14 protein-coding genes are annotated in these 19445 nt (G+C 50.9%); 6 read left to right on the top strand and 8 right to left on the bottom strand.

The annotated features are described in order from the left end of the window. Positions 1-84: 84 nt before the first annotated feature. Positions 85-447 carry a DUF6660 family protein gene (locus B5D63_RS35865; RefSeq protein ID WP_394333858.1) on the bottom strand — a complete coding sequence of 121 codons (363 nt, stop codon included), beginning with the start codon at positions 445-447 and terminating at the stop codon, positions 85-87. Between the two features lie 218 nt (positions 448-665). Beyond that, positions 666-2372: an amidohydrolase family protein gene (locus tag B5D63_RS33110; protein ID WP_078673184.1), complete on the bottom strand. Its 1707-nt coding sequence runs from the start codon at positions 2370-2372 to the stop codon at positions 666-668. A gap of 137 nt (positions 2373-2509) precedes the next feature. Here B5D63_RS33110 and B5D63_RS33105 point away from each other — a divergent pair, with 137 nt between their 5' ends. From B5D63_RS33105 to B5D63_RS33090, 4 genes are all read left to right on the top strand, one after another. Then, on the top strand, positions 2510-3406 hold the full coding sequence (locus tag B5D63_RS33105; protein WP_159456261.1) for an AraC family transcriptional regulator: 897 nt from the start codon (positions 2510-2512) through the stop codon (positions 3404-3406). Between the two features lie 67 nt (positions 3407-3473). Beyond that, positions 3474-3896 (top strand): hypothetical protein, encoded by a 423-nt coding sequence (locus B5D63_RS33100; RefSeq protein ID WP_143313293.1) that lies wholly within the window; start codon positions 3474-3476, stop codon positions 3894-3896. Further along, positions 3884-5572, top strand: a complete 1689-nt coding sequence (locus B5D63_RS33095) for an FAD-dependent oxidoreductase (protein ID WP_078673181.1) — start codon at positions 3884-3886, stop codon at positions 5570-5572. The genes B5D63_RS33100 and B5D63_RS33095 overlap by 13 nt, the downstream gene beginning before the upstream one ends. A gap of 33 nt (positions 5573-5605) precedes the next feature. Next, positions 5606-7540 (top strand): early set domain-containing protein, encoded by a 1935-nt coding sequence (locus B5D63_RS33090; protein WP_078673180.1) that lies wholly within the window; start codon positions 5606-5608, stop codon positions 7538-7540. Positions 7541-7542: 2 nt separating this feature from the next. On the opposite strand, the gene B5D63_RS33085 is transcribed toward B5D63_RS33090, so the two are convergent. The 6 genes from B5D63_RS33085 to B5D63_RS33060 all read right to left on the bottom strand — a co-directional run bounded on the left by B5D63_RS33085 (position 7543) and on the right by B5D63_RS33060 (position 17193). Next, complete coding sequence (locus tag B5D63_RS33085; protein ID WP_078673179.1) at positions 7543-9315, bottom strand: DUF885 domain-containing protein; 1773 nt, start codon at positions 9313-9315, stop codon at positions 7543-7545. Positions 9316-9320: 5 nt separating this feature from the next. Continuing rightward, on the bottom strand, positions 9321-9809 hold the full coding sequence (locus tag B5D63_RS33080; RefSeq protein WP_235021694.1) for a GNAT family N-acetyltransferase: 489 nt from the start codon (positions 9807-9809) through the stop codon (positions 9321-9323). Positions 9810-9873: 64 nt separating this feature from the next. Further along, on the bottom strand, positions 9874-10680 hold the full coding sequence (locus tag B5D63_RS33075; RefSeq protein WP_078673178.1) for a helix-turn-helix domain-containing protein: 807 nt from the start codon (positions 10678-10680) through the stop codon (positions 9874-9876). Positions 10681-10922: 242 nt separating this feature from the next. After that, positions 10923-11609 (bottom strand): hypothetical protein, encoded by a 687-nt coding sequence (locus tag B5D63_RS33070; protein WP_078673177.1) that lies wholly within the window; start codon positions 11607-11609, stop codon positions 10923-10925. Beyond that, positions 11606-14032 (bottom strand): RHS repeat protein, encoded by a 2427-nt coding sequence (locus tag B5D63_RS33065; protein ID WP_078673176.1) that lies wholly within the window; start codon positions 14030-14032, stop codon positions 11606-11608. The genes B5D63_RS33070 and B5D63_RS33065 overlap by 4 nt, the downstream gene beginning before the upstream one ends. 116 nt (positions 14033-14148) lie before the next feature. Continuing rightward, positions 14149-17193 (bottom strand): RHS repeat domain-containing protein, encoded by a 3045-nt coding sequence (locus tag B5D63_RS33060; protein ID WP_159456260.1) that lies wholly within the window; start codon positions 17191-17193, stop codon positions 14149-14151. Between the two features lie 408 nt (positions 17194-17601). Here B5D63_RS33060 and B5D63_RS33055 point away from each other — a divergent pair, with 408 nt between their 5' ends. After that, positions 17602-18003 (top strand): nuclease A inhibitor family protein, encoded by a 402-nt coding sequence (locus tag B5D63_RS33055; protein WP_078673174.1) that lies wholly within the window; start codon positions 17602-17604, stop codon positions 18001-18003. Positions 18004-18046: 43 nt separating this feature from the next. Beyond that, positions 18047-19405: a DNA/RNA non-specific endonuclease gene (locus B5D63_RS33050; RefSeq protein ID WP_078673173.1), complete on the top strand. Its 1359-nt coding sequence runs from the start codon at positions 18047-18049 to the stop codon at positions 19403-19405. Positions 19406-19445: the final 40 nt, after the last annotated feature.

Here is a 19445-nt window from a genome sequence, read left to right as displayed (position 1 = left end):
GACAACAATGACACGGAAGTTTACGGGAAGCTGTTTGCCGCATTTGCAGGCAAAAGACAATCAATCAGTAGGGAAAGTGATGGATCAGGCCCGGGGAGGCTGCCATACAGGCTGTGGAAGGTCAGAAATAATGCCGGCGGGCATTTCGGAGTAACTAAAAATGGTATGGGAGGCCGGAACCGGTGCGAAATATACAAGAGAGATAATCACGGGCGCAGCGCAACAGCTGCAGGCACAAAACGGGGAACAGAAATCTTTATGCTCATGCTGATGCGTGGTGTTGTCCGCCTGGTAGCTGCTGCCTGCCATACCGGACAGCGGCAACTCATCGCTGCACGATATCGTGCCAAGCGCCAACAGGACAATGCTCAATATGACTGCAAAAAATCTCACTGGAACAAAAATAACACATTTTGCATACAGATAAAGAACTATTATAATAACCATGTTGCAATTTTGAAGGGATACTTTCGCTCCTGTATCCAAAGCCGGCGATGCAGCGGATATGGTGCTGATACACGCCGGTTGTTCGGCAGAAGCGGTATCCCGGGTATCGCCGGTCAGGTCGCTGATCAGCAAGGGACAAATTGTATATCGACCCACAGGCTTATAAACGAAAAGGGATGCCTCAGCATCCCTTTGGTTATTTGGACTATTAATGACCATTAATTGATAAAAAACACTTTCCTGATTTTCCCGTTTTGTATGTGGTAAACAGCAGTACCTCTTTTCCTGCCGTGGTCATCGAGAATATGTTCTTCGTCGATCACAAAGTTCCCCTCGATGATGCGTTTCTCAATGCGGCAATGAAGCAGGCTGGCCAGGTTAAAAAAGTGATATACTTTCCGCATTTGTTCCTTTCCGCGGCATACCAGTTTGTCGGGAAAGGCAAACAATTCCACGTCTTCTGCGTAGGGTTCCAGGAAAGCTTCCATGTTGCGCGTATTATAGGCGTTGAGCTGTTGCTGTACGAGTGATTCCGTACTATGATGCACCAGGGTGTCCGGACTTATTACCTGTCCTTTCCGGATAACGAGGCGGATATGCTCCAACTGTCCGAGATCGGTGGTGGGGTCGCCCTCCAGCAACAGCATATTGGCGGGTTGTCCTGCCGTGATGTTGCCGGTGTAGCCGGGGCGGTCCAGGATACCAGCGGCGTTGATGGTGGCGGCCTGTATTACCTGCCAGTTGCTCATGCCGCTTTGCTGCATCAGCAGCAGCTCCGGCAGGAGGCTGACGGCGTGTAGTGTGCCGATGTTGCCCGCATCGGACCCGCTGACGATGTGTACGCCGGCATCGCTTAGTTTTTTGAGGTTCTGCTGGTTGAGGCGTACTGCTGCTGCGGTCCGTTCCTGCCGCTCATCGGCCTTCATTTTATACAGGCGGGCGATGGCGGTATCCGGCAGCTGTTTCATGTCATACACGCTGCCCAGTGCAAATGGTTCGGCATAATTCAGTTCGCGGGTAGTGAATACGCGTGACTGGTCGAAGGTGTGCAGGTAGCCGTTTTTAACCGACAGGGCAGGGCAGACGACTATTTTCTTCTTTTTGAGCAGCGCCACGAAGGCGTCGTCGATAGTTTCGGATTCCACGTTGTGAACGAGGTAATCGGCGTCTGCTTCCGCCGCCTGGCGGGCGGTCTCCAGCGTGGTGGCATGTACAGCCACCCGGAGACCGTGGTGATGCGCTTCGTCGATGACAGCCTCCACGATGGGCAGGTAGTTTTTCGGTGCTTCGCTATCGGATGATATCAGCAGTTTGATCAGGTCCGGCTGCCAGGGCAGCTGTTCCTGTACCAGCCTGCGACCAGCTGCGGCGTCGGTGGCCAGAATAAAAGGGGTGTCGTCCTGCAGGCTGTCATAACGGTGGATCAGGCCAGTGGTGATAATAGGGCCGGCCATGTACACCTGTGGTGCGGCAGCCCATCCTTCGATGGCTTGTCTTCGTGTCAGGAAGCGCCGGGTGGTACCTACGTCAAATACAGTGGTGATGCCGTTTTGAACATACCGTCGCAATTGTTGTTCGAAGCCGGCATGTACTGCTTTTATTTCATCGGCATAGGGCCGGATTTTACGAAGATCGATGATGTCCGGCCGTGTGTACAGCCCGCCGCTTTGGAAAAAATGTACGTGGGCGTCCGTTAGCCCGGGCATCAGGTATTTTCCTGCCGCATCGATGGTGGTAGCCTGCGGAGGCGCTTTCTTTTTATGGACGGCGGTAATAAGGCCATCTTTCAGGACTACTGTCATGCTCTGCCGGATGGTCTGTTTAGCAGGGTCTACAAGGCTGGCGTTCGTGATCCAGGTTTCCTGTGCAAGTGCGGCATTTGCTGCCAGGACGTTCATCAGCATAAAAAAAGTCAAACGTTTCATAGTGCGTAAAATACGATCAGCCGGTGCGGTGACACTGTGCTTAAATGCTCAAATTTAAGGTACAGGAAAAAGTCGGACTAAAGTAGTACCTTGTATGACACAAACCCGGCTTGCCAATTACCATGTATTTTACCCGTTTGCCAGATCATACCCAACCCGGCTTCGATGAAGCGCAGCATTTTAATCAGTTCAAAAAGCACAACATTATTTTTCATGCAGAGAGCGGCAACAGCTATTGTGATGATCACGTAGGCTGTCTTTCCATTAAGACAGTGCTGAGGGGGGAGGAGACCTATGGCGTTGATGGGCGGCAACTGCCCGTCCGGCGCGGGCAGTTCCTGTTGCTGAATAATGAGCAGCGCTACTCCTGCCGTATCAGCAGTCAGGAAAAGGCGCGGACTTTATCAGTGTTCTTTAAAAACGAGTTTGCTTCGGCAGTGTTGTCCGACGCCCTCCATGATGAGGATTATTTGCTGGACAATCCGGCTATGGAAGCCGGTACCATGCCGGAGTTTTTTCAGACCCTTCGCCCGGTAACGCCGGACATGGACCGGCAACTATCCGGGTTGGTCCACCTGCTGGAAACCGAAGGGTATAACGAGGCCATGACGGACGAGTATCTTGTCTTTCTGCTGGGTAACCTGGTGGACGCACACAGGTCGGACATGAAGCGCACCGGCCTGGTAAAAGCGTTGAAAGCCGGTACCCGGAAAGAGATATATAAACGGTTATGCATTGCAAAGGATGTGCTGCATACCGCGCATGGCGACGATATTGACTTAAGGAAAGTCGGCGCCGCTGCAGGGCTGTCGGTGCCGCAACTGGTACGGCACTTCAAAACTGTTTTTCATACCACCCCCTACCGTTATCTGACCGGTATCCGGCTGCAACAGGCGGCCGACCTGCTGCAGCGTACAGAAGAGCCGGTGCAGGAAATTGCCTGGACCTGCGGATTTGAAAATCCGGCCGCATTCAGCAGGGCGTTTAAATCCGCCTACGGTGTACAACCCACCCGTTTCCGGGCGGACGGATAATTTGAGCATTTCAGTATAAGGCCAGTGTGCCGGCGCGTGTACCTTCGGCTATTTATTGACCAGAAGTATGATGATCCCGTTCCTTAAATCCGGAAGTTTTATCGCGCTATGTATGACCATCGTTGGCTGGCAGCAGGTCATAGCACAACAGATGGCGATCCCGCTGTATGAAAAGCAGGTGACCGACGCCCGCGCTGCGCCGGCAGGCTTCACAGAACAAACCGATGCCGACGGACGCGTGACCGGGGTTTCCCAGCCAACGCTTCTCCCTTATTTTCCCCGGAAACAGCATGCTACGGGTACGGCTATACTTATTTTCCCTGGCGGAAAACGGGTTTTAAGCCGGAGCATTTTGGGAACACTCCCAGCACAATGGGAGCGTTCCCATGAAAAATATCTCCCGGAATATTTTGTTCCATCAAATTCTTTGTCAAAATTAGAACCGATAGTGTGCTTGTTTCTTCTTTTGACTAACAGATGGACCCGTTAAACAGACGTCATTTTATACGAACGACCGGAATGCTGGCGCTGGGCGCAGCCATTCCATGGAAGTCCTTTTCACAGCATTTTCTTGAAGAATGTGCGGAATATGATATTGTTGTTTACGGCGGAACGAGTGGCGGTGTGATGGCGGCGGTGCAGGCGGCCCGCATGGGTAGGACCGTAGCGTTGATAGAGCCGGGCAAACACCTGGGAGGCCTTACCAGCGGCGGCCTGGGCTGGGTGGACGTGGGTGATCCGAAGACTATCGGCGGATTGGCACGCGAGTATTTTCACCGTGTGTGGAAACACTACCAGGATGACGCTGCCTGGAAATGGGAGAAAAGGCATACCATGGCGGAGCAACATGCACCGCTGGCGCCTGATGATCAGACCATGTGGATCCTGGAGCCGTCTGTAGCTGAACAGTTGTTCGATCAGATGGTTGCCGAAGCCCGGGTGACGGTAGTAAAGAACGAAAGGCTGGACCGCCGGACAGGGGTGGACCTGAAAAACGGACAGGTCACCGCCATGACGATGGAGTCGGGGCGTGTGTTTCGGGCCAAAATGTTTATCGACGCTACCTATGAAGGCGACCTGATGGCTGCTGCAAAAGTCTCCTATGTGGTGGGCCGCGAGCCCAACAGCCGGTATCATGAAGTCAATAATGGTATCCGGCCTTTGCCGGCGGCGGGCCGTTTCCCCGATGGCGTCGATCCTTACCGGGTAAAAGGTGATCCCCGGAGCGGCCTGCTCCCCCGCGTGTATCCCGGTTGGGGTGGTAAACCGGGCGAAGGCGATAAAGGTGTGCAGGCATACAACTACCGGCTATGCCTCACCAACCTGCCAGAAAACCGCGTGCCTTTTGAAAAGCCTGCCGGTTACCAGGACGAACAATATGAACTGCTGTTCCGCTTTATCGCAGCAGGCGGTATGAACAGCGACTTTTTCAGGAACGCGCTGGGCGGTAGCTTTCTCAAGCCGGACCCGTTGCCCAACAGGAAGACGGATACCAATAATAACGGTTATATCTCTACGGATTTTGTGGGCATGAACTGGGACTACCCCGAGGCAGACTATGCTGTCCGCGCCCGGATCGCTGTCATGCATGAGCAGTGGCAGCGGGGTTTTATCTGGACGTTGCAGCATCATCCGCGTATCCCTGCGGAGGTGCGTCACCGTTATGCGCCGTGGGGACTGGCGAAAGATGAATTTACCGATAACGGTCACTGGCCGTTTCAGCTGTATATCCGCGAAGCGCGGCGGATGGTGGGTGATGTGGTGATCACAGAGCATACCGCGCTGGGAAGGGAGGTGGCGCCTGATCCTGTGGCGCTGGGTTCCTACCATATGGATTCTCATGCGATAAAACTTTTTGTGGGGCCCAATGGTTACGTCACCAGTGAGGGCGGCATGTTCGTTCATATCCCCGCACCTTTTGGCATCAGCTACCGTGCCATCGTTCCGAAGCGGGGCGAATGCAGGAACCTGCTGGTGCCTGTCTGTGTGTCCGTCACCCATGCGGCCTATGGGTCTGTCAGGATGGAGCCCGTTTTTATGGTGCTGGGGCAGTCCGCCGCCACGGCGGCGAGCCTTGCCATAGAAAGGAATACCGCTGTACAGGACGTGCCTTATGCGTTGCTGAGCGCGCGGCTGTTGGCAGACAGCCAGATCATTGTTACCTGAGCGCTGTGAAAAAATGTTTTTTAATCCGTCAATATGATACAAAAACTCCGGTCAGCAGTGCTGGCTGTTTCCACGTTACTATCCGCTGTGCTACCGGCTGATGCGCAGGACAGCGCTGCGCATCGGGTGTGTGTTAACCAGACTGGTTACAACACCGGGGCGCCCAAACGTTTTACAGTGCCTACTGCGCTGCAGGGCGGCGTCGATTTTTACATCACCAGGGCCGGCGATAACAAACCGCTGTATAAGGGCAAGACCCGGCAGGGGACGGGTGATTTCACCGGTTTCAGACCGGCAGGCCCGCAGGCATCTTACGTGGTCCATGTGAAAGGAGGGCATTTGCGGGAAGGCCGTTCTTATCCTTTCCGCATCGCGCCTTTCCTGATAGAGAAAGAAGGGCTGGCGCCTTCCGTATGGTTCATGAACGACAGCCGGAGTGTGACAGGCGTGCATCATTCCGCCTATGGAGGTTGTCCCTGGAGAGACGGTACCTATTATTCGTACGAGGTGCCGTCTATGATATGGATGTATCTTTCCAATCCGGCGGCATACAACGCGATGCCCGCTACCATTTCCTACGACAGCCTGAAGGCGATGGTGATGGCCCCTGGTTTCAGGTTGGTGCCGGGGCTGTTGGATTCAACCGTGTTGAGTTCTGCCCGGAAGTATTTTACTGAAGTAGATAAACCCTTGCGTAACGATATCCCGGACCTGCTGATGAATGTGCACTGGGGCATCGGGTACTATCTCATGAACCCTGAAACGCAGGACCCCAGCGGAGATTCACTGCCACGACAGCTGCATCCGCAAACATTGGCGCAGTTTGCTTTTTTCCTGTATGCATACCCCTATATCGATCAGTGGTTTTCCCGGAAGTTCTATCAGCAGGCGTTACAGTTCACCCGTGATCACTGGGCGAGGGTGGGTTTGCTGGATATCCGGCGGGAAGTAGGCACATCCAAGGGGCGTCATGCGCCGGGGTTCTCGGTGCTGCCTAACCTGCTGATGTATGAAGTGGCCAGGAGGGAGCGCCTGCCCGATACCGCCGCGTACCTGCAGGCGGCTCACAGGCAGGTTGCGTGGATGATCGCTTCACTGAACATGGAAGATCCGATCGTCACGAAGGGACAACGTATGAGTGAGCATATGCTGATGTCCGGCATGGCGGTTTACCTGTTGCGTTACAAAGACCAGGCGCCTGCAGGGTTGCAACAGAAGATCGCGCAGTGGGCAGACGTAGTGGTCCGCCGGTCTGACAATGCGTGGGATTTCCGCAAATACGATGATAAAGACACCAGCTGGACGGTGCCCGTATACAATGAGGTGGGCAATGTGGCCGGTTTTCCGGCTTCCGCGCTGCTGGCGGCATCTACCGTAAAAGATGCCGCGAAAAAACAACGGCTGGAGCAGGTCGCGTATGCGCATTTTGATAACCTGTACGGTCGTAATCCGCTGAACGTGCATGCAGCGCATCATCCTGAAAAAGGCTTCCGGGGCATTTCCAAAGGTTATCCCAAAGGTTATTTTGATGACGTCACCGCGCGGCTGGAGCTGTGTCGCGGATCACTGAGCTGTTTGCCCGGATCGGAAATGTATCCTTTTAACCCGCAGGGCAAAGACCGCCACCTGGAAGGATGGATTGCCCACAATACCGCGTGGAATATGAGCCTGGCGGTGCTGAACTGGTATGACAATCACCCGGTGTCCATTACCCGTTCTAAAGCAGGACTGGAGGTTTTGTGGCAGGCGCCGGTGACCGGAACACTACCGCTCACCGTGTTTGTCAACGGTGAGCGGAGAGGAGAAATCCTGCTGAAGGAACACGATACGGTTTTTACAGGCATCCTGAAAACGACTCCGTCGTCCTTGTTGCTGGACCATGAAAAGGTAGTCATCAAAAAAGGGGACCGTATTGATGTCGCTTATGGCGACGGGTTCCTGGAGAAAAAGATGACACTGATATACTGATTTTAGCGTTGCCCGTAGTGGGCTGCCCAGTCATTCATATATTTTTCCAGCACTTGCAGTGGCATGTCGCCGTATGCCAGCAGGGCGTCGTGGAAGTCGCGCAGGCTGAAGCGATCGCCCAGCTGTGCCGCCAGTTTGTCCCGCAGTGCTTTTAAGCGTATCTCGCCCGTTTTGTAAGACAGTGCCTGCCCGGGCATAGCCATATAACGTTCCACTTCTGCAGTAGCGATAGTCTTACTGACAGCTTCATTGGCCATCATGTAGTCGATGGCTTCCTCGCGGGTCATTTTACCGGTGTGGATGGCTACGTCCAGTACCAGGCGGATGGCACGGTGGATTTCGTTGTTCAGTGCGCCCATTTTCTGGTAGGGTTCCTGATAGCATCCCAGTTGTTCGCCCAGTGATTCCACGTACAATGCCCAGCCTTCAAAGTAGGCGCTGAAGGAGGGCTGCCGCCGGAAAGCGGGTATCGCTTTGTTTTCCTGCTGCAAAGCGATCTGGAAATGATGCCCTGGTATGCCTTCATGAAGAAAGGTGGCTTCCATGCCATAAAAGGTGACATTTACTTTGGTAGCATCCGGTACGGGTACGTAGAGGATCGCCGCCCTTTTCCCTGCGATATCTCCTTTGATATAAAAAGGGCCTGCGCTGGCAGCTTCCCGGTAGGCTTCCACGCGGCGCACTTCCATGGGTGTTTGGGGCTGGTGGCCAAATAGCTGCGGAATATAAGGCAACACTTTCCGGTAGATGGCCCTGTAAGCTTCCAGTACCTCTTCCGGCTTTTTAAAAGGCATAAGGGAGGGGTTGGTCTTCAGATAGGAGAAAAACGCCGGTAAATCGCCTTTAAAGCCTGTTTGTGTTTTTATCTGTTCCATCGCCGCGCGAATTCTCGCTACTTCTGTTAACCCGGTTTGGTAGATCTGCCCGGGCGTCAGGTCGGGCGCGGTGGTAAAGTAGTTGACATAATAGCGGTAGATACGGTCTCCGCCTGGCAGGGCAAAAAGTCCCGCCTTGTCCTGTGCCGCGGGCAGATATTGCTCTTTCAGATAGGCGGCCAGCCTGGCGTAGGCAGGGCGCATGTGAGTGGCAATCACCGTATGGTACAGCTGTGTGATGCGCTGTTTCTCGGGCGCGCTAAAAGAGGCCGGGAATTTCGACAATGGCTTGTAAAAGATGTTTTTCGCCGTATCTTTTTCCGCCAGTGCTTCCATCTGTGGAATCATCAGTTTTACCAGCGCTTTGGGCAGCACTACACCGGCCTGTATGCCTTTGTTTAAGTTGGCGATGCAGGTGTCTGTCCACACGGTAAAAACAGTCATTCGCCTGGCCCAGCGCTCGTAATCTTTCACGGTGTGGAACGGCTGGTCGCCGTCGCCCGAACCAAAAGAAGCCAGTACCAGCGGTGTGGAAATAAACTGGTTCATCGGGAGATATTCGAGGTGAAGCGACTGGGCCTCCAGGTCGGACTGCAGCGTATATATGAGTGTTTCAAGAGAAAGCCGGTCACCGGTGTTCAGGGAAACGGGACCGAATTTTTTCAGTTCCCCGAGATATTTCCGGTAGAATGTTTTCGTGGCGGCGATATGAGGCGCGGAGCCTTCAATGGCCAGCCGGTCGTCGTATTGGTGAAAGCCGGCGGCGGTGGCGTCTGTCGGAAACAGTTGCATCCGCTCGTTGTAATAATTATCAAACAGCCGGTGCAGCTGCGGGTTATTTTGCTGCGCGTCAGCAGCGGTAGCGGCCAGCATCAGCAGGCAGGTGATTACTCTTTTCATCGTCGTTATATGGCTTTGATCATCCAGATACTGCAGCCGAAATGGACGGCAGCTCCTAATGGTGCAGGTAAGTAACTAAATCCCATTTTCTCGTATAGCGGTATGGCCTGTTTCAGTTCCGGCATGGTTTCCAGGTATACATGACTGTAGCCCAGTGCGCTGGCTGATTGCAGGCAGTGTGCTATCAGTTGTCTGCCCAGCCCCAGCCCCCGTGCTTCGGGCAACAGATAGAGCTTCACCAGTTCGCAGTGTGCCGGCGGCAGGCCGGGTACCGGGAATATGCCGGCGCCTCCCACTAAGCGGCCGGCCGCTTCCGCAATCCAATAGGCGGCGTTGGGGATGGTGAAGGCACTGTACAGTTCAAAGAGATTTTTATCAAAGTAGGCCGTGCCTGGCTTGTTGGCCTTGAATTCCTCCAGCACCTGTTGTATGATAGCGCCTAGTTGTTGGTTATCGCTTTCCTGCAGTGGTCTTATGGTAGTGATGGTCATCATGCCACAAAGCTAGTCAGCCGCTGGCAGCTAAAATTGTACGGGATTAACCTTCTGCTGGCGGAGGTCAGATCTTTCTGTATTGGTTGGGCAGCATACCCGTGATACGCCGGAAGGTCCTGATGAAATGGGCCTGGTCGGTAAACCCGCATTCATAGGCGATGGCGGTGAGCGACGTCTGCTCTTTTTTTATCAGGGAGATAGCCCGCTCGACTTTTATTTTACGGAGATATTCTCCTGCGGAGCAGCCGAAATAACGGGAGAAGTAACGCGAGATGGTCACCGGATGCAGTCCCAGCTCGGTGGCAAGAAAGGGGAGTGATAATGGTGTGTCCCAGTGGTCGTGCATGATATCCCTGATTTTCTCCGTCCACTCCGGGAAACAGTGAAAGTCCTGCTGACGGGGCGCGATGAGGTCAATGCACAGCTGGTCCATCGCGATCGCCGAGGCCGTATCATTAAGATAATGTTCTTTCATGATCCGGACCAGCCCGTTGGTGTTGAGCTGCGCCTTGTCTCCCAGCATCAGCGACGGGGGAGGGCATGCCAGTTCAAAGGTCCGGAAGAAATCGCCGGTCAGTTCTATATTAAAAATGCGGGTGCCGGGGAGATAGTCTGCGTTCTGATGTGCAACGCCGGGATGGTAGTAGAGGCCAGTGCCGGCATACTGCCGGTCTGTTCCGCCTTTCCGGGCTTCTTTGCTGCCGCCTTCCAGGATATGGGAAAAGTGGGGGTTTACATGAAAGTGCCAGTCGGACGCCATATGCGGCGCGAACGAGGTTTCGCTGGTGATAACAGCGCCGAATATACGCTCTTTCACCTTGGTGCCCACGTAAGTGCCTGCTGCAAGCTGGACCGGAAGAGAAGCTGACATGTTTTTTTGAATTGGAGGTTAAAGATAGGTCAATTACATATGATCTCTTAATATTTGTTCTGCTTTGTTCATGAGGGGGTGATGTCAGTGATGAGAAATAAATGAAATTATTGCCCGTGCATTTCTCTAGTTCATTTCTCTTGGCCCAATCAACGAGCTTCTCATTAGGGAAATGAGTATCAATCCTCTCACTCAAACATTTCACTTTCATCGTTTATTTAAATTTAAGGTCTGTTAGAATATTAAAGGGGATTTTTATTTTTCTGTTTTATTTTTCCAATTTGTTTAACAACTTCGTAGTCATCGTAACTAATAAAAACTTCCATGTCGCACTCCACTACTTTGCTACGTAGTTTAAAATAGATGCCAGTGGCGTCTTTTCTGTTATAAGATATGCTGTCAGGAAGCATGTTGTAGCATCTCAGCATCAAATAATCATTGAATGAGGCAATGTTCTCCGGGTTGAGATTAAAGTCTTCTGCCACTCTCGATTTGAAAAAATTTCCGCTGATGTATTTTATGGAGCAATTTTTATGATTATAGGCCACTAAATAGTTTTCGTCAAAAGGAAAACCTAACAAGTGTACAGAATAAGAAGTACTATCTGCAAGATCATATTTAAAACCCGGGAGCAGAATCGTAAATATCTGATAATCCGCATCGGGGTACTTGATATTTCCTTTGTAAGGCTCTATTACTATTCTCAATTTCCCATTGATCGGCATTAGTTGTTGAAAAAGCGGTTTTCCATTGGGGAAAAGGACGTCGTTTTTTCCTACTGGGAGGTCAGCCGGAACGGCATTTCGAATGTGATAACTGATGATGTTATGCTCCAATATAGTAAGATTCTTCCGATCAAGGGATTGTGCTGATGTCTTATTACTAGAAAATAAGAGCAATACGGCTGGGAGGAAAAATCTATATTTCATGGTTTGCCCGCATTTATGTATTGCATAATTCTTGATATTATTTGTTTCCAAGCCTCGGTATAATTATTTTTCACCGTATTTTCTTCCATGTTTGCCGCATGTCCACTGGGATTGCCAGGTGTATGTCCTGGGTTGAGTGAGTTGTTCTCATTATCCAGTTCTCCCCATTTCCAGGCCTCAACTTTGTTCTGAACAGCATATCGGGCGTGTCCAAATTCGTGGCCCAGAACAATTGTGAATGCTTTCAAGTCAGTAATCGATTCGTCGATAATTACATCTATATCGTCCATGGTAATAAACTCATCAGCCTCTTGAATGGTATAAATCTTCTTTGATTTAGGATCTATGCCTTTTGCGTCCCTTTCTAGCCGTTCAGGCCCTAAGTAACTACCCTCTATATCAGCAGAGATGGGATTTCCTCCTTTTCTGAGGATGTTAGTTACCCCAAAGGAGCTGGGTACCCTTCTTTTTACATTTGTTACTCCTTTTGTAAAATTACCAGTGTATGACTTTTCATACCTTTCTGGTGAATTCAATAAACTTGTTGATACATACACCTTGACGGCAGATTCATTTAATATTCTGTAGGCTTCCGGATTTGTTTGCTGCAAGATCGAAAGTGCATTTTGAGTTCTTTTATAGTTTTCAGACCCTTTAGGATTACTATTTATTATTTCTTTTCCATTAGGATCCCAAAACCTTATTGGATTATTATAGGCAAAGTGATATGGACTCCATGCGTCATATTTTTCTGCCAGCTGATCAATGATCGGCCATCGTCCCAATTGCACATCATATGTTCTTGCTCCATAATCATACCACTCCAACCCACTTCCATCACTGAACTCTTCATGCTGTAGCTCTTTTCCGTTATACTTCAGGTAATTCTCAGCATATTTCGTTCCCTTCAACGCATTCGAACTTATGCCTGCCATCGTTAACCCAAACGGATAATAATGCGTTTCTTCCAGCAGTGGTCCGCTAATCTGGCTCACCACTAAATTGTCAAAAAACAATGCTTCTTGCGTCTCATTGCTCGTATATACGTACAGATAGCCATTCCGTTGAATGGCGATTTTGTCGGTAGCTAATGTCTGGAGCTGATCCGGGATTGCCTGGACTTGTCGAACACCACTGTTGCTTTCTACTAATTTAAACTGTTCGTCAAACATCACAAAATTTAAATAGGCGTGTGGGCGTGACGGTTGATTCTTATCGGTGTTGTTGTTTTTTAGCTGTTGATAGTGGTTATTGTAGAAATTTTCATTGAAAGGGAAGAAGGGGCGATCGGTTGCCGATCCATGTGTTGCGGTTAACTGTTCTCCGGACGTAAAGGTACGGACCAGGTCTGCCAGCGTGACTTCTACCGGGATTTCGGTGGGGGATTTTCTGTCGGAAGCTAATGATTTGTAAAATGCTTTTACTCCTAATTGGACGGTATCGCCTGCCATTACGCGGAGTACGAGAGAGGGGCCGATCTTCCGGCTGCCCTCTGCAGAGGAAAGCTTGGCCACTGCAGCATTATCGCCTGCGCTGTCGTCGGCGGGGTAGCCTGCGGGCTTGTTTACCCGCGTATTGTCGATATTACTGAATAAGGTGTTTTCTTTTGCAGCGGCGCTGACCTCCATGGTGGCCGTATAGATGGAAAAGTCCGTTTGTTCCGTCAGTACGGTCCGTACATTGCCGAGATGGTCTTTGAGAAAGTAATCGTAACAGAAAACTACCGGGTTTCCTTCCGTTATTAACGCCCTGATACGGCCTTCTTCATGAATGAGGAATTGCAGCGTATCATTTTGATAGACCATGCCTGCTATGTAATCGGTGGTGGTGATTTTAGAAACACCACTACTGATATCCGTTACTTCCTTTCTCAGTTTGTTGCCAAGCGCGTCGTATTGATAACGGATATTGCCTTTGCCGGGAATGGTAATAGTCTGCGGAAGGTTTAAATGATTATAGGTAATACCTGTGATATGTTTGTTATTATCTGCCGTAAGGTTGCCATTCTGATCATAGCTATAGTCAACACGCTCGTTGTTGTCGGTTTCCCTGAAATCTCCCAGCAGGCTCTGAACATTGTTCCTGCGATCAGTGACAAAAGACAGTTTGTTGCTATTCGCTGCATATCCATATTTCAGGCTATCGATCGTTTGTATCAGGTTTGCGGCCATTCCTTTCTGCGTCAGGGACATGATATTCCCGTTAGCATCATAGGAAAGATCTTTTACAGAGAAATCGATCTGGTCGCGGGCCCAGTTGGTGCTACCGGTATTTTGCTGGGTGAAATCCGTTATGGTGAGCCGGCTCGCAGCGTCATAGCTGTAACCGTAGGCGCGGGCAATACCATCGCTGCGGCTTTTCCATTTGACGCCGGCAATATTGCCATTCAACTGCTTGGCAGTAAACCCCTGGTCATAACTCAATTCTGGTGCCTCCGGGCTTATTTTGTGCAGGGAGAATAATGGCGGGCAGCAGGCATAAAGACAGTAGCCATGAGGAAAGAATGGACTTACGCATACAGATTGGTTAACAGTGAACCTTATTGGGTTACGGACTGCTGGTATTGATAGCCCAGCTGTTTCAGGATATTGCCGTCCTGATCACGGATCAGTTTCAACCTGCCATTGCTGTCGTATTCATAAAAGATGATCTTCCCCGATGGATCTGTGACCGATGTCATGCCCAATTGCGGTGCATAGGTGTAAGTCGTAACCTGCGCGGCGGTGCCGGCAAGACCGGTACGGATCTTATTGAGTTCTGTGCGCATAGCAGCATCGGTGATGTTGTTTTGTTGCAGGACTGCATTGTTAACCAATGCAGCTACAGCTGCATAAGTACTGCCGGTGACTTTCGCCACAGGATAACTGTTGCTGTAGCCCCAGAGGTAGACTTCTTTGGTGTCACCGGTTTTATATTGTTCGGTGAGATTGCCCTTAACATCGTAAGCGGAGAAATTCGTTTCCGTGTAACCCTGAGGGGTATTGTACTGACGGTAAACACCGGGATGGATTTTAGTTCCGTTGAATAAACTGAGGCTGATTTTCCCGCCACCGGTGATGGATGCTCCTGTGGAGTCCACGTTTTCCAGCGGCTGCAGATAGTTTTTGCTCAGCAAGGTAGTTTTCATACTTTGCTCGGCGGGCGTAAGTCCCCACACAAAAGCGCTGTTAACTGTATACGGATAATGATAGGTATTGCTTTTCACCATACCATCACTCTGGGTAGCTAGTACTTTACGAAGCAGCCGTTGGTCTTTATAGATGTCATAATTATTGGTCGACGTGGTCACAAAAGTACCGGCAGGTGTAAACAGAGAGTCTGTTTTGCTATAGGGCAGATAACTGCTTACGGTGGTGTAGTAGTAATTGCAGGTAGCATTGTAGGGTATCTCGCTCGTATTGCGGGGCCATTCTCTGCAAGTGCCGGCGTTATCCATGATATCTTTGTAATACGGTTTAAATCTTACTCCGGGAGCCGCTCCCTGGTAACCGACCTCATAGCTGTAGGTCGTACTTTTTACCATCGTTCCGCTCTCATTATAAAAGCGTTCCTTCAGCAACCATCCTCGCAAATGACTATTGTCCGCCGGAGGGACCAGGGGGAATGCGTCGGAGAGGCCGTCGGGCGTGAAGCTGTAGGTCCTGTCTACCCATCCATTGCCTGCTTCTATCGTTCTTACCTGTGGATACACCACGTATGACCCTCCCTGCGATGCCAGCGGATAAGCAGAAGAGGTATGTAACGCGAGGAAATGACCATTCATCGCCCCCGGATTCTGGAATGTGATCAGATGCAGGGGTGTGATTAACAACCCGCTGGTATAGGCTGAATCGGTGGAGTAGAGTTGGTATTTGTATTGTATGGTATTGACTTGATTGCTCACCGGATCGTAGTCCCTTATCTCTTTTACCCTTACCCCGCCAACGCGGAGATTGTTTTTATTAAAGGTGCCGTTAGGGGTGGTAATGCTGGCTGTGCTTAAAGTGGATTCGGCCCAGTTGCCTGTAAGCGAGGCCATTGTGCAGAAGGCGTCGCTTTTATATATTTCTATCCGGTAATATCCATTGGGCAGGTCCCATTTCATCGCGGGCATATTGATAAGATCGTATAACTGAGTGCCGGAAGCATCGCCGGGATAGCTGAGCCAAAACAACTTAACGTGATAGTTGCTGCAACCAGCGCTGTTGAGGGTGTAGTTGAATATGGCTCCCCCATCAGTGCTGTTAACGGCGAATTCGTGCCGCATACAGGGGAGGGGATCGTTGTTATAGTTAATGAAGTCTGTCCGGGTGAAACCACGTTGCGGCGTATACTGCTCGTCCTGGTAATGTTCAAATACAGTGTTCTGCAGCGCTGTATTGCCTTCATACACAAACTCACGGTACCCTCCCGTGGGGAAGGTGATCTTTGTGAGAATGTTGGCTGCTGCATAGGCCGGTACGGCCGACCTGTCTATACCTGAACGCCTGTAGGTGACACCACCGTACTGGTATACAAATCCGGAAAATGAGTGGGGGTTATATTTGTTATTGAAATACCCCCAATGATCCACTGCATTGGACCCTCTCGCGGGCAGATTGTCCATCTCATTGTAGTCAAATTTATATACTGCACTGTCAGACCCCACGCCACCAGATTCCGTAAAGCCGTTCAGTTTAAGCCTTCTGACTGAAACATCTGCAACAGCACTGAAATAGCCGAAGTTAAACGCCACCCGCTTTCTGAGGGTCCCGTTTAAATCATATAGCTCGATACTGTTCACCTTCCTCGCCCAGATCTGTCCGTCCTGGCGGTTAGTGTCGGTATTTAGCAGGATGTAACCATTGCTGCCGTCAATCCGGGAAAGCTGATATTCATTGATCCCTGTTTGTACCATTGCTACATCCCCGGTAGTATTAAACCCGGTAACGTCTCCCAGAATCGCCACCGGCCAGAAGCCGCCGGAGGCGGTCGTCATTATTCCGGCAGAAGATACGTAACTGTATTTCAGCAGGTTTTCCTCGTTCATATCATATACTTCTGTAAGGTACCAGCTATAGGAAGCGACACCCGGCTTTGTATTGCCGGAGTTATTAACACTGGTGTAAGTGTTGCTGCTGGTGGTGTAATAGGTGGTTGCCTGATTTTTACTTTTGCCGAAATAGTATTTCCGGCCGTATTCATCGGTGATAATCCATTGCCGGATACCGTTGTTGGGAATATTGGCGGTATCATATTCTATCTTAATTCCGGAGTTATCAGACAGCGCGATGCTTCCGTCTTCGCGGAACAGGAATTTTCCGCTCTTACCGTTGAAGTTATAATAGAAGATGTCGGGTTCCAGGTCACGGGGGCTGTTGGTGGCGGCCTGCACGTCCAGCATGTCGCTGCAACCAAAGGCAGAAGGCTTGTATATATTTCTTAACCGGCCGGCGGTTCTGTCGTCTGCCAGTCCATTGACCGTTTGCACAATTCTCCCCGCCCCATCGGAGAGGCTAAAACCCAGGCCTACGCACCCAGGCGCTTCTTCCACCCTGATCCCCCCGGTGCTGTTGTATTCCAGCGATAATGCCGCACTCAGAGGCCCGCTCTGTATACTTATCAAAGGAAAACTGACAGGGACTGTTCCGGTGTAATTACCAACGGGGCGCTCCAGCATCTTAAATAGTGACGCTGCATCTGGCGAAAGCGGCTTGACCTGTGGGATGGCATTTTGAAATTGGGCGGTGGCATGAAAAAATAACATGCATAGGAACAAACCGGGAGTGAGGGATCTACAAAACATAGCAACAATGTATAGGTCAGAAAAAGCTTCAGGATAAAGATTCGATGATAACCGGCGTCTCGCACAGGGATATACGCACTTCACAAACAGTGGCGCTATGGCTCGGATTATGCTATTAAATATAGGGAATTTTTTTCAAACCTGGGAGCTTCCTCTTCTCACATTAACCTATTGTTACCATTCTTATCCTGATAAAAATCCTTACCGGGAAATAACTAATTTCATTACATGCAACTGATAACTTTATTGGAAAACCTGGCCAGCAACATCGATAGTATCTTATACTACAGCGAATCGGAATACCCGCTGACCATCGAACAATGGGGAGTGCTTTCCGCAGTGGCAGTGCCGGCAAAGATCGCCGCCTTGCACGGGGTGGATGCCAACGTTGTAAAACCCGTGGATACAGCAGCTTTTTTCCACGAGGTAGAGCGGGTAGCTGATCCTGCTGACGCACCCATTGCAGCGAACGCGCAGAAGTTTAAAGCCCTGCATCAGTTTCTGAACGAACATTTTACCAGCCTCCAGGTGGTCCGGGTGGAGAACGGTACCCGCATTCCGGTGTACATCGTTTGTCATCAACCGGATGGGACCTGCATTGCGCTGGCTACCACGGCGATAGAATCGTAACCCATCAGCACATATTACAGAAACCCTTAAAAAAACCTGCATTATGAAACTATTCATCAGGCATTGTATTGTCATTTGCCTGGGCGGACTGTTATTTTCTGCCTGTAAAAAAGAAGCGGTCATCGAACCCCGGGAAATTGAAAATCCACGAATCGCTGCTACAGAATCCGTTGTTCTCCTGAATGAAGACTTTGAATCAGGCAGTAAGACTGCCTACGCTGCCGGCAGCGTATCGCTGGGCAGCGGCTCCTGGATGCTGGAGGATGCGTTGATCGGAAACCTGGCGGGCGATCTGAAAAATGGCGCCAAATCTGTCCGTGTGAGAAATACTGGTACCGTCACTACCAATTTCAGTATCAGCAACGCCACCGGCGCTGTTACCATCACCGTGAAACATGGCACCTACGGTTCAGACGGGAACAGCAGCTGGCAGCTGTGGACCTCGGCCGATAACGGGCAGACCTGGGCACAGCTGGGCAACACCATCACTACTTCCAACAGCCTGCAGACCGCTACGTTCAGCCTCTCGGCCACCGGCAGCCTGCGTATCTCCATCCGTAAAACGTCCGGCGGCACCAACAGGATCAATATCGACGACGTTACCGTTACCGCCGGCAGCGGTGGTGGCACCGATCCCGGCGGCTCAAATCCCGGCGACGATAGCAACCTGCTGCTGGGCAACCCCAGCAACGCGCTGGCGGATGTCTCTTCTGAAAATAATTACCTGATGGTAAAACCTTATTTCGCTTTATCGTATAGCCGCGGCCGTGGAACGCCCAACTGGGTGAGCTGGCATATACAGTCGGCAGATCTGGGCTCCGTATCCCGCACCAACGACTTCCGGGCAGACACTGATCTGCCTGCCGGCTGGTACCAGGTACAGAACAGCAGCTATTCAGGCTCCGGCTTTGATCGCGGGCATAATTGTCCGTCGGCCGACAGAACAGCCACTGTTGCCGCCAATTCCGCTACTTTCCTGATGACGAACATGATGCCACAGGCGCCGAACAATAACCAGCAAACCTGGGCCAGCCTTGAGAACTACACCCGCGACCTCGTAAGGGCTGGCAATGAAGTGTATGTTATCTGCGGTTCCTACGGACAAGGCGGCACCGGCTCACTGGGCGGTGTTACCACCACCATTGACAACGGCCGTGTGACCGTTCCTGCCAGCATCTGGAAAGTGGTGGTGGTCATTCCCAACGGCAGCAATGACCTGAGCAGGATCAATGGCAATACCCGCGTGATCGCTGTCAATACGCCCAACCGCAACGATATCGATACCGACTGGACCCAATATAAAACGACGGTCCGCAATATTGAAAGTGCGACAGGTTATAATTTATTGTCCAGCCTCCGACCTTCTTTACAGGACAGCCTGGAGACAAGGATAGACCCGTGACAAGAGCGCAGGAAAACAAAAAAAACGGCTTGTAAGGATT

It is taken from the genome of Chitinophaga eiseniae (assembly GCF_900167135.1).
Taxonomy (GTDB): domain Bacteria; phylum Bacteroidota; class Bacteroidia; order Chitinophagales; family Chitinophagaceae; genus Chitinophaga; species Chitinophaga eiseniae.
Note: the sequence above shows the minus strand (reverse complement) of the source record. Positions and strands in the feature narration are given on the sequence as shown.

Coding starts and splice junctions, on each gene's coding strand:
- B5D63_RS33085 (WP_078673179.1), bottom strand. CDS start 9,315: ATGAAAAGAGTAATCACCTGCCTGCTGATGCTGGCCGCTACCGCTGCT.
- B5D63_RS33095 (WP_078673181.1), top strand. CDS start 3,884: ATGGACCCGTTAAACAGACGTCATTTTATACGAACGACCGGAATGCTG.
- B5D63_RS33050 (WP_078673173.1), top strand. CDS start 18,047: ATGAAACTATTCATCAGGCATTGTATTGTCATTTGCCTGGGCGGACTG.
- B5D63_RS35865 (WP_394333858.1), bottom strand. CDS start 447: ATGGTTATTATAATAGTTCTTTATCTGTATGCAAAATGTGTTATTTTT.
- B5D63_RS33055 (WP_078673174.1), top strand. CDS start 17,602: ATGCAACTGATAACTTTATTGGAAAACCTGGCCAGCAACATCGATAGT.
- B5D63_RS33070 (WP_078673177.1), bottom strand. CDS start 11,609: ATGAAATATAGATTTTTCCTCCCAGCCGTATTGCTCTTATTTTCTAGT.
- B5D63_RS33075 (WP_078673178.1), bottom strand. CDS start 10,680: ATGTCAGCTTCTCTTCCGGTCCAGCTTGCAGCAGGCACTTACGTGGGC.
- B5D63_RS33090 (WP_078673180.1), top strand. CDS start 5,606: ATGATACAAAAACTCCGGTCAGCAGTGCTGGCTGTTTCCACGTTACTA.
- B5D63_RS33080 (WP_235021694.1), bottom strand. CDS start 9,809: ATGATGACCATCACTACCATAAGACCACTGCAGGAAAGCGATAACCAA.
- B5D63_RS33100 (WP_143313293.1), top strand. CDS start 3,474: ATGATGATCCCGTTCCTTAAATCCGGAAGTTTTATCGCGCTATGTATG.
- B5D63_RS33110 (WP_078673184.1), bottom strand. CDS start 2,372: ATGAAACGTTTGACTTTTTTTATGCTGATGAACGTCCTGGCAGCAAAT.